Annotated in this window: 8 protein-coding genes; 2 read left to right on the top strand and 6 right to left on the bottom strand. The window is 63.8% G+C overall.

All coding sequences use genetic code 11. The features are described 5' to 3' along the window. A partial coding sequence (locus A985_RS25415) for an Lrp/AsnC family transcriptional regulator (protein WP_232424614.1) occupies positions 1-423 on the bottom strand: 423 nt, incomplete at its 3' end. A gap of 224 nt (positions 424-647) precedes the next feature. Here A985_RS25415 and A985_RS0113075 point away from each other — a divergent pair. Next, complete coding sequence (locus A985_RS0113075; RefSeq protein WP_017233852.1) at positions 648-4,265, top strand: indolepyruvate ferredoxin oxidoreductase family protein; 3,618 nt, start codon at positions 648-650, stop codon at positions 4,263-4,265. 128 nt (positions 4,266-4,393) lie between these two features. On the opposite strand, the gene A985_RS25410 is transcribed toward A985_RS0113075, so the two are convergent. Continuing rightward, a complete protein-coding gene (locus tag A985_RS25410; RefSeq protein ID WP_017233851.1) occupies positions 4,394-5,563 on the bottom strand; it encodes an MFS transporter in 1,170 nt (389 codons plus the stop codon). A 462-nt stretch (positions 5,564-6,025) separates the two neighbouring features. Between A985_RS25410 and trpS the strand changes: the two genes are divergently transcribed. Then, a complete protein-coding gene (trpS, locus tag A985_RS0113065; RefSeq protein WP_017233850.1) occupies positions 6,026-7,054 on the top strand; it encodes a tryptophan--tRNA ligase in 1,029 nt (342 codons plus the stop codon). A gap of 101 nt (positions 7,055-7,155) precedes the next feature. Here trpS and A985_RS0113060 read toward each other — a convergent pair whose 3' ends face one another. From A985_RS0113060 to A985_RS0113045, 4 genes are all read right to left on the bottom strand, one after another. Continuing rightward, entirely contained in the window at positions 7,156-7,518 is a 363-nt protein-coding gene (locus A985_RS0113060) for a hypothetical protein (RefSeq protein WP_017233849.1), read from the bottom strand. A gap of 54 nt (positions 7,519-7,572) precedes the next feature. Then, complete coding sequence (locus A985_RS0113055) at positions 7,573-8,754, bottom strand: hypothetical protein (protein ID WP_157211456.1); 1,182 nt, start codon at positions 8,752-8,754, stop codon at positions 7,573-7,575. 228 nt (positions 8,755-8,982) lie between these two features. Continuing rightward, positions 8,983-10,215 (bottom strand): amidohydrolase family protein, encoded by a 1,233-nt coding sequence (locus A985_RS0113050; protein ID WP_017233847.1) that lies wholly within the window; start codon positions 10,213-10,215, stop codon positions 8,983-8,985. A 64-nt stretch (positions 10,216-10,279) separates the two neighbouring features. Next, complete coding sequence (locus A985_RS0113045; protein ID WP_017233846.1) at positions 10,280-11,560, bottom strand: MFS transporter; 1,281 nt, start codon at positions 11,558-11,560, stop codon at positions 10,280-10,282. Positions 11,561-11,620 lie beyond the last annotated feature (60 nt).

The raw sequence follows: 11,620 nt of genomic DNA, 5'->3' as shown, positions 1-11,620 counted from the left end.
CACGACGCTGGTCTTGACGTTGGCCACCGCGGGCAGACGGAAGATGTGTTCGTGCAGGAACGCGTCGTAGGCCTTGATGTCGGGCGCCACGATTTTGAGGATGTAGTCGGCTTCGCCCGTGGTGCTGTAGCACTCCGTCACTTCCGGGCAGGTGCGGATTTCGCGCTCGAACTGCTCCGTGCCGCCCTCCGTATGGCGGGTGAGTTGTACGTGGGCCAGGGCGCATACGTGCAGGCCGAGCTTTTCCCGATCGAGCAGCACCGTGTAGCGCTGGATCACGCCGCTTTGCTCCATGTCCTTGATGCGCCGCCAGCACGGAGTTGCCGACAACCCCACGTTATCCGACAGCTCCTGCGCCGAGCGGCGCGAGTCGATCTGCAACAGTCGCAGAATCTGGCGCGCAAAATTATCGAGTAATTCCATTTCTCAAAACCGCCATCTACGAAATGAACGTTTCTTATTGTGCGCCAAATGGAGTGAAATAGTAAAAATCTTTCTCGTGCCTCCCCATACACTGCTTGCATACCGATGCGTGGCCGCTCGATGCGGTCGGAACGTCGAGACGAACAGAACAATTGCCCCCGAAGCACGGTCGATGTCGCCGTCAGATCGATCTGACGCAGGCCGCGGGGATCAGGAGAGACACAATGAATGCCCCCATGCGCGCCGCCCTCGCGACGCCGACGGCCAATCCCCTGGCCCATCCCGATTACCAGCTCTCCGACGCGCTCGCGGCCAGTCGCGGTCAGATTTTCCTCACCGGCACGCAGGCGCTCGTGCGCATCCTGCTGATGCAGCATCAGCTCGACGCCGCGCGAGGCTTGAACACTGCGGGTTTCATCAGCGGCTATCGCGGCTCGCCGCTCGGCGGCGTGGATCAGCAGTTGTGGAAGGCGAAGAAGCTGCTCGATGCGGCCAACGTCAAGTTCCTGCCGGCGATCAACGAAGAGTTGGGCGGTACCGCCGTCATGGGCACGCAACGCGTGGAAGCCGACCCGGAGCGCACCGTCGAGGGTGTGTTTGGCATGTGGTACGGCAAGGGGCCGGGCGTGGATCGCGCGGGCGATGCACTCAAGCACGGTAACGCTTACGGGGCGTCGCGCCACGGTGGCGTGGTTGTGGTGGCGGGCGACGACCACGGTTGCGTGTCGTCGTCGATGCCGCATCAGAGCGACTTTACGATGATGTCGTGGAGCATGCCCGTGCTCAACCCGGCCGACATCGGCGAACTCGTCGAATTCGGTCTCTACGGTTATGCGCTGTCGCGCTTCTCGGGCGCCTGGGCTGGCTTGAAGGCCATCTCCGAGACGGTCGAATCGCGCGGCACCGTCGATCTCGACAAGATCCGCACTGACTGGGTCGAGCCGTCGGACTACGTTGCGCCTGCGGGTGGCCTGCACAACCGCTGGCCCGATCTGCCGAGCCTGGCGCTCGAAGCGCGTCTGGCGGACAAGCTCGACGCCGTGCGCGCCTTTTCGCGCGTGAACAGCATCGACAAGTGGATTGCCCCGGCCCCGGACGCCGACATCGGTATCGTGACGTGCGGCAAGGCACATCTCGACCTGATGGAGACGCTGCGCCGCCTGGACATCACCGTCGACGATCTTGCCGCGGCCGGTGTGCGCATCTACAAGGTCGGCCTGTCGTTCCCGCTGGATATGTCGCGCCTGGACACGTTTGTCGCTGGCCTGAAGGAAATCCTCGTGATCGAGGAAAAGGGCCCCGTCGTCGAGCAGCAGATCAAGCAATACCTGTACAACCGCGCGACGGGCACGCGCCCGAGCGTGCTCGGCAAGACCGACGCCGAGGGCCGCGCGCTGCTCTCCGCGCTGGGCGAGTTGCGGCCGTCGCGCGTGTTGCCGGTGTTCGCCGAGTGGCTGGCGAAGCATCGCCCGGCGCTGGATCGTCGTGAGCGTGTGGTCGATCTCGTGGCGCACGACATCCTGTCGAACGCCGCCGACGGCGTGCGCCGCGTGCCGTATTTCTGCTCGGGTTGCCCGCACAACACGTCGACGAAGGTGCCCGAAGGCTCCATCGCGCAGGCCGGCATCGGGTGTCACTTCATGGCGTCGTGGATGGATCGCGACACGACGGGGTTGATCCAGATGGGCGGCGAGGGCGTGGACTGGGCCGCGCACTCGCACTTCACCAAGCGTGCGCACGTCTTCCAGAATCTGGGCGACGGCACGTACTTCCACTCGGGTCTGCTCGCGATTCGCCAGGCCGTGGCCTCGAAGGCGAACATCACCTACAAGATTCTCTACAACGACGCCGTGGCGATGACGGGTGGCCAGCCGGTCGACGGTTCGATTTCGGTGCCGCAGATCGCGCGTCAGGTCGAAGCCGAGGGCATTGCGAAACTTGTCGTGGTGAGCGACGAGCCGGAGAAGTACATCGGCCACGAAGGCCAGTTCCCGAAGGGCACGACGTTCCATCACCGTAGCGAACTCGACGCCGTGCAGCGCGAGTTGCGCGAGATCGCGGGCACGACCGTGCTCATCTACGATCAGACGTGCGCGGCCGAGAAGCGTCGTCGTCGGAAGAAAAACGAATTCCCGAATCCGGATCGGCGTCTGTTCATCAACGAGGCGGTTTGCGAAGGCTGCGGCGATTGCGGCGTGGCATCGAACTGCCTGTCGGTCGAGCCGGTGGAAACGGCACTGGGGCGCAAGCGTCGCATCGATCAGTCGTCGTGCAACAAGGACTTCTCCTGCGTGAACGGCTTCTGCCCGAGCTTCGTGTCGGTCAAGGGCGCGCAGTTGAAGAAGGCGCTGGCCGCCGCCTTCGACCAGGCGGCCTTCGAAGGGCGTCTGAACGCGCTGCCGCAGCCGAGCGCGCTCGCCGGCGATGCACCGTTCGACATCATGGTCACGGGCGTGGGCGGCACCGGTGTGGTGACGATTGGCGCGCTCATCACGATGGCAGCGCACCTCGAAGGCAAGAGCGCGTCGGTGCTCGACTTCATGGGTTTCGCGCAGAAGGGCGGCGCGGTGCTGTCGTTCGTGCGCTTCGCCAACACGCCGCAAGCACTCAACCAGGTGCGTATCGACACGCAGCAGGCCGACGTGCTGCTCGCGTGCGACATGGTGGTGGGCGCCAGTGCGGATGCGCTGCAAACCGTGCGACGCGACCGCACGCGCGTGGTGGTCAACACGCATGCGATTCCGAACGCGACGTTCGTGCAGAACCCCGACGCGAATCTTCATGCCGACGCGCTGCTCGAGAAGATGCGTCATGCGGCAGGTAGCGACAAGCTCGATGCGTGCGACGCTCAGGCGCTCGCCCAGCGTTTCCTCGGCGACACGATGGGCGCGAACATCATCATGCTCGGCTTCGCGTGGCAACTTGGGCTGGTGCCGGTCTCGCTGGACGCGCTGCAACGTGCGATCGAACTGAACAACGTGGCGGTGCCGATGAACCAGCTGGCGCTGGCGATCGGTCGGTTGGCGGCGGGGGATCCGACGGCGCTGACGCAGACGACGGCCAAGGCCACGCCGGTGCCGGTGCATGCCCCGGTCGCCGACGACATGACGTTCGACGAGCTCGTTGCGCATCGCGTGACGTTGCTGACGCAGTACCAGAGTGCAGCGTATGCGGCGCAGTTCGCTGCCTTCGTGAAGCAGGTGGCCGATGCGGAAACGCGTGTGGCGGGGGCGCCTGGCCGCTTGTCGCGCGCCGTGGCGCAGCAGCTCTCGCGCCTGATGGCGTACAAGGACGAGTACGAAGTGGCGCGACTGTATGCGCAAACGGCGTTCGCCGACGCGCTGGGCGAGACCTTCGAGGGCAAGCCGGGGCGCGACTTCCGTGTCGAGTTCCATATGGCGCCGCCGCTGATTGCACGCGGCAAGGACGGTGCGGTGCCGAAGAAGGTGACCATCGGGCCGTGGCTGTGGCCGGTGTTGCGCGGCATGGCGAAGCTGCGCGGTTTGCGCGGCGGTGCGCTCGACGTCTTCGGTTACACGCTGGAGCGCCGTATGGAGCGTCAGTTGATCGCGGACTATCGCACGACGTTGGAGCGCGCGTTGGCGGGCCTTTCGGCCGACACGTTGGCTGACGTGATCGCGCTGGCCGAAGCACCGGCGAAGATTCGCGGCTATGGTCATGTGAAGCTGGCGAACCTGGCGATGGTCAAGCGCGTCGAGGCCACGATTGCGGCACGGCTGAACGTGACGCCCGCCACGAGCGACGCCGTCGAGCAGGCGCTGGCACACGCACGCAGCAGCGGCAAGTCGCTCAAGGGCATTCCGGTGGTGACGGCGAAGTAAGGGGATCGGCTTGATCGGGGGCGCCTTCTGCAATAGGACCTGAGGGCGCCCCCTTTCGACAATTACCTACCGAACTTGTTGGAGTGAACGGAACGAAGCTTGTCGGACGGCTTGGCGTCATTCGCCATTCACGAGTGCGGCGGCGGGTGTTGTGCGACTGGAACCATGCGGGTGAACAGGGCGAGTCCGATAGCGGCACTTCCTGCGCAGAGAAACACGAACTCGATGCTGGTGAGGTTTGAAAGGGCACTACCGATCAGCGGCGCAATGATCATCAGCAGCAACTGAAGACTTCGGCCTGTGGACGTCACGGTCCCCAACACCTCGCGGGGACACTCCCGCTGGAACGTCAGCATCATCAGCATGACGCCAAGTCCGTAACCGAATCCGTTACCGATCCAAAGGCCAAGCATGGCGACTACCGGCAAGGCGGCGTTCGCGTAGACAATGGCCGCAGGCGTCAATATGGTGATGCCAAAGAGCAGCGATGAAGCAGCGAGCAGATCCGCAGGGGGCCATCGCCTTATCGCTGCTTTGAAGGCAAATGTCGCCAGTATTGCGCCAGCTGCCGTGCACCCCACAATGCTGCCGAAGGTCCCGTCGGGATAGCCGCGCGCTTTCAGAAACAGAGCGAGCAGTGCGTCGTAGAAGCCGAGGACAAACGCCTGACATAGCATGACAAGGAACACCCGGCGCAGCAGGGGGTGAAGTCTCAGGACGTCGTGGAACACAGACCAGACGGGACGTGCGGTGGGGAGAGCCCCGGCGCGTTTGCCGGTGTTTGGGGGGAATCCGTTTGGCAAGAGCAGGATGCCGATGACGCTGAGCGCCGCCGAGATGGCAAAACCCGGAAGGTGCCATGTCGCCAGCAGTGCTGCGACGAGTGGTGCTACCAGTTTCGCCAACTGATCGATGAGCGTGACTTTGCTGGCATTGCCGGGAAGTGCCTCGTCGGCCAGCAAGCGGCGAAACAACTGTTGTTCGGCGGGGCCGGGGACGAGGTTGGCGAATCCTTTCGATGCGACGCAGATGAGAAAAATGCCGACGGTTGGGGCTTGCCAGAGCGCCAGCGCCGCGGCAGCGCGAATAAGGTAGCTCCAACGCAACATCCGCCATGGACAGTGGCGATCCACGAGTGCGCCGATCCACGGGCCCGCAAGGACGCCGGGAACGCCGTAGAACGCCATAGCGACTCCAATCACGACAGCATCGGCATTCCACCGAAATGCGAGGTTTTCGAAGATAAGTGTGAAGTCGATCCATAGGATCGACGCGCCGATTGCACGGGAGGCGAGCAAACGCGAGTAGTTTCCTGCTAGGCGTGTAGCAATCAAAGCGAATCTCTTTGTGATGCGGTGATGTGCTGATCGCGCAGGTATAGCTGATTTTCGACAACGAAACCGTCCAGGCCGACGCCTCGCGCAAAACGAGCGAGGTCCGACGATCGATTGATGAAGCCGGCGCCGTTGAAATTCAGAAAGTACTTCGTGAAGCGGAACGGTCTTGCCGTTTCGATAGCGTCGGTACGCGCGTGGCGCTGTCCACATGAACCGCACCGGAATTCGTAGCTGCCGATCAGGGGAAGCGTTCAGGCGTTGCAGCCGTTTCTGTACCGCCTTCGCGCCGACGCGCTACCATTCGGGGGTTACGGTTGACGCAATGGGGTGAGCCGGATGCCGGTGGGGGTGTTGCGACGGGAGGCCGTCCATCGCGCACGGGGCATCGGGACTTGCCATAAGCGATTGATTACGGAGAGGAAAATGAGTGTTTCGAAGGCACCTGCGGATCGCAAGGTGATCCTCACGGGTGACCGCCCGACGGGGCCGCTGCATCTGGGCCACTATGTCGGCAGTCTGAAGAACCGCGTGGCGTATCAGCACGAATACAAGCAGTTCATCCTGGTCGCCGACGCGCAGGCATTGACGGACAACACCGACGATCGCGGCAAGGTGCACCGCAACGTCTCAGAAGTGGCGCTCGATTATCTGGCCGTCGGCATCGACCCCAGTGTCACGACCATCTGCGTGCAGACGTGGCTGCCCGAACTGACCGAACTCACGTTCTACTACCTGAACCTCGTGACCGTGGCGCGCCTGGAGCGCAATCCGACCGTCAAGCAGGAAATCGGGCTGCGTAACTTCGAGCGCGATATTCCGGCCGGCTTTCTCACGTATCCGGTCAGCCAGGCGGCCGACATCACGGCGTTTCGGGCAACGCTCGTGCCGGTCGGCGAAGACCAGTTGCCGATGATCGAGCAGACCAACGAAATCGTGCGCCGTCTGAATCGTTTGGCCGATCGCGAGATCCTGGTCGAAGCGAAGGCACTGGTGCCGCCGATCGGGCGTCTGCCGGGCATCGACGGCAAGGCCAAGATGAGCAAGTCGCTGGGCAACGTGATCAACATTTCGTCGACGCCGGACGAGATCCGTGCCGCCGTGAAGAAGTGCTACACCGATCCGCTGCATCTGAAGGTGGAAGATCCGGGGCATCTGGAAGGCAATGTGGCATTCGCGTACCTCGACGCCTTCGACGAAGACAAGGAAGGCTTGCAGGCGCTCAAGGATCACTACGTGCGCGGCGGTCTGGCCGACTCGAAGGTGAAGGCGCGTCTGGAAGAGCGGTTGCAGGAGATGCTGCGCCCGATGCGTGAGCGTCGCGAGGAATTCGCCAAGAATCCGGAGTTCGTGTGGGACATGCTGCGCGCCGGTACGGAACGTGCGCGTGAGACGGTCTCGCAAACGCTTGAAGATGTGCGCTCGGTGTTCGTCACGCCCGGGTGGAAGAAATAAGGTCGCGCCGACCGCCGCGTCGGCGTCTTGCTGGAAGAGAAAAGCAGCCCGGTGAACTGCACCCCAAAAGTTGGACGTAAATCCAATCTTTGGGGTGTTTTTCATGGGCGCGGCAGCGGGCGAGGCGTTGTAGAGGGAGGCGTCTGTACGGCAGTTCTGGTCACACGGGCGGTCTCGCCGTTGGCACTCGATCCACACTGTGCCATGTCGTTCCTGAACGACTCGGCGCTGAGCAGGGGTTGCGCCTCGTCAGCGGATGCATCGTGCGCCGCAGCGCCCGCGTTCGCCTGACGGACGAGGCGCTCGACGCGGGACAGCGCCGCATTCTGCAGGCTCAGCAGTTCCGCGAGGCCGCTTTCCGCCTCCGTCAGGGCGTCCCTGATCTGCCCTTGCGCGGCGAGTGTCCGATAGCGTTGCGCCAAATCGACGGTGGGCGCGGCAGATACGTACTTGATTGGACGCATGGTGATTTTGTCTCCTCGTGTTGAATGAACCCTCGCCGAGCCAACGGCTCGCCGTCAAAGCCGGGTATTCCCAAACGTGTGATCGAGATGCTCGAGATTCTCGTTGAGCACGCGTTGATTGCGTGTGGTGCGCGCAATGTCACGACTGAGCTCGTCGAGACGCGCCTGTATCTCGGTGGTCGCCCCCGATTGATGCGCACTGTGCCGCGCATCCAGCCCGCGATTGACGGCGTCGTTCAGGTTCTTGATCGCTGTGATCTCGTTCGATAGCTTGCCCCAGCCGCGATTGCGGGCATAACCGAAGACGTTGAATATCCCGTTGCAGGCCGTCAACACACCGGCCGCCGTTGAGGCGAGCTTCAACCCCAGCGCGAGACCGACGATTGCGGGCAGCAACCCGGGAAGCACGGCCGACGCGACCCCTAACGAGACCGTGATGACCAGGAACGAGACGAGAATCAGGATTCTTGTCTTCCATCTCCGCTTCTCTCCCGGGATGGCGGCCTGGGCCTCGGTCAGATAGTGGTTGATCAGCGGCTCGGACTTGCTCAACAGATCGCCCGTCACCACGAATGCCGCGTATAGCTCTGCCTTGGCTTGTCGAAGCGCTGCCGGCGTCATCTCCGCGTTCTCCAGAGCCCGCTGCTGGTCCTCCAGAACCCGTCGCGCCGATGTCGTGCCCACCATCGTGTCGAGAGCGGCTTTCAAATGACGGAGCGCGTCGAACGCCGCCTTCGCTTTCGGCGTCAGTTGTGCCGTGTCGGAGATCGATTGTTGCGCGTCGACGCGCTTGAACGACATGAACGACGTGAGCGACAGATCGCGTGCCTTGCCGATTTTCACGATGGCCTTCTCGAACTGGTCGATCAGTGCATCGATGCCGAGAATATCGGACGCCGCGTGCGTCGAGATGGTTTCTGACAGTCGCGCGATGGCGTCGTACTCACCGGACAATTTGCCTCGGACCGCCGCGGGGCTGACCGCTTGCGCCGCCGCATCCCAGTCGCGCTTGATCGCGGCCAGGTTGGCGACAATGTCGGCCCGGAGCGTTTCGATCGTGGGTAAGGTATCGGCGCCAGCGGTGGCCGACGAGGCCAATCCAGGGGCTGGCGCATGCTGCCGAACCCCGACCTGTTTCCATTCGGACCCGGGCGTTGGCGATAAGGGCTTGGCGACACGCCCGCCAAAGGCGGTATCGAAGCCTAATGACAGGTAGGATGGCGGAGCGAGCTTCATGGGTAGACACCTTCTGCGCGACATTGCGAGGAGTCTATGCAGCGGTGCCCGGCCGCGCTTTTCATTCGCGCGTCGAATTGTCGGAATCGGGGTATCGAGGCACCACCGGCAACGACTGCTTACGCAACAAAAAAACGCCGCGATGTGCGAGACATCGCGGCGCTTCGTTTTCCGCCCACCGCGAACGCGCTTGCGCGTGTTGCCGGGCGGCGGCTCCGGTGATTGCGGTTATTCCGGCTGCTTGGCGACCTTGCCGTCCTTGAAGACCCAGCGGATGTTTTCGCCCTGGCCGGTCAGCACCTCGATGGATTCGAGCGGATTCCCCTCGACGACCAGCACGTCGGCCAGCGCGCCCGGTGCGATCACACCCAGCTCGCCCGCGCGATTCAGAATCTCCGCACCGATGACCGTTGCCGAGCGAAGCGCTTCGGCGGCCCCCAGCACGTCGGCACGGATCGTCAGCTCGTCGGACTGGTACTTGTGCATGTCGCCGAGCAGGTCGGAGCCGAAGCCCATCTTCACGCCGGCGTCGCGATAGATCGTAAGCGATTCGCGACCGGCGCGCTGCACACTCTCCACCTTGGCCACCGACTCCGGCGGCAGGCCCAGCGACGCGCCGTCCTTGGCCAGCGCGTCGTAGGTGACCAGCGTCGGCACCACATAAGCCCCTTTCTCCGCCATGAGCTTTGCCGTCTCGGCGTCGCACAGATTGCCGTGCTCGATGGTACGCACGCCACAGCGCACAGCGCGGGCAATCGCCCGCGGGGTGTAGGCGTGGGCCATCACATAGGTTTGCGCCGCCTCCGCTTCCGCGACCGCTGCGCGGATCTCGTCTTCCGAGTATTGCGTGTTGGCAATGGGATCGACCGGCGACGCCACGCCCCCCGAGGCCATCAGCTTGATCTGCGTGGCGCCCTTCTGAATCTCCTCGCGCACGGCGAGGCGGATCGGATCGACGCCATCGACGACGCGCCCGATCGCCCCCGCGCGAAACGCGCACGAGCACGGCTCCAGCGTGTCGCTGCGGGGACGGAAGTCGCCATGTCCGCCCGTCTGCGAGAGCGCCTTGCCCGACGGGAAAATGCGCGGCCCGGGAATCACGCCCTGCTCGATGGCCTGTTGCAGCGCCCAATCGGCGCCGCCTGCGTCACGCACGGTCGTGAAGCCGCGATTGAGCATGCCCTGCATGATCGGCAGCGACTTGAGTACGGTGAGCACGTTCGGCTGGCTGGCGTTCGTGCCGAGGTTGGGATGCGACGCGAGCACGTGCACGTGGCAGTCGATCATGCCGGGCATGACGGTCTTGCCGGTGACGTCGATCACCGTCGCGCCGTCGATGTCGAGCGGCGTGGCGCTGAGCGCCGCAATGCGATTGCCCTCGATAACTACGTCGTGACGCTCGAGCAGACGGCCGGCGGCTGCATCGAGCACATTGCCGCCGCGAAGCAGGGTAACGGACATGGGGGGATTCCTTGAAAAAATGCATAAGGCGCGCCGGTGAGGGCGCGCCCGGACGACAGGGGACTCAGGCCTTGGGCAGCGGCTTCACGAAGCACGTGCCGACGAGGCTGATGGCCGCCGCGACGATCACGTAGATGGCCGGCGCCATGTTGCTGCCCGTGCGGGCAATCAGCCACGTGATGATGAGCGCGGCGAAGCCGCCAAAGATCGTCACCGCGAAGTTATAGGCTACCGACAGACCCGTCGAGAGCACCTTCGCGGGGAACATCTCGGAGAACGCCGCGAGAATCGGGCCGGTATAGCAAGCGATGAGCAGGCCGAACACGATCTGGAACATCAGCAGCGAGTGCAGGCCAGGGGCCACGTTCAGGTACGTGAACATCGGCCATGCCAGCAGCAGGATCAGCAGGGCCGATCCCGACAGGAACGGACGGCGTCCGTAGCGATCCGCCAGACGTCCCACCACCGGCGCGAACACGAGAATCATCGCGCCGCCGACCATGCCCGCCGTGAAGCCATCGGAGGCCTGCAGCTTGAGCACGCGCTGGGCATACGTCGGCATGTAGAACAGCAGCACGTAAGTGCAGATCGTCCACAGCACAACCATGGAGAAGCTGGCGAGTGTCTCGCGCGGATACTGCGAGAGCACGTCGCGCAACGGCGTATCGGACTTCTCGGCGTGCTGGAACGTCGGCGTTTCGTCGATCTTGTGACGGATGTAGAAGCCGACCGGGCCGATGAGCATGCCCACGAGGAACGGCACGCGCCAGCCCCAGGACACGAGCGAGGCGTGATCGAGTTCCGTTGTCACGAACGTGCCCACGGCCGCGCCGAGCAGCACGGCGAAGCCAATGCTCGACTGAATCCAGGCCGAGTAATAGGCGCGCTGATTGGCGGGTGCGTACTCGGTCAGGAAGGCCGTTGCGCCGCCCATTTCGCCGCCGGCCGAGAAGCCTTGCAGCAAACGCGCCAGCACGATGATGAGGGGCGCGCCCAGGCCGATCTGATCGTAGGTCGGGGCCAGGCCGATCATCGCGGTGCCGGCGGCCATGAGCAGAATGGTGAGCGACAGGGCCGCCTTGCGGCCCACGCGGTCGGAATAGATGCCGAGCACGATGCCGCCGACCGGGCGCATGAAGAAGCCCACGCCGAACGTGGCCACGGCCAGCAGAAACGACGACAGATCGTCGCCGGTGGGGAAGAATTGCTTCGCGATGATGGCCGCGAAGAAACTGTACACGGTGAAGTCGAACCACTCGAGACCGTTGCCGATCACCGTCGCCACGATCGCGTGACGGCGCTGACGGGCCAGGTTCTGTTGAGGCACTGCCAAAGTCGCCTGCATCTGAGTCTCCCGAAAGATGGGTGGCGTCCGTTGCGTGCCTTGCGACTACGTCATACCGGT

The sequence above is a fragment of the Pandoraea sp. B-6 genome (assembly GCF_000282835.1).
In the GTDB taxonomy this organism is placed as follows: domain Bacteria; phylum Pseudomonadota; class Gammaproteobacteria; order Burkholderiales; family Burkholderiaceae; genus Pandoraea; species Pandoraea cepalis.
Note: the sequence above shows the minus strand (reverse complement) of the source record. Positions and strands in the feature narration are given on the sequence as shown.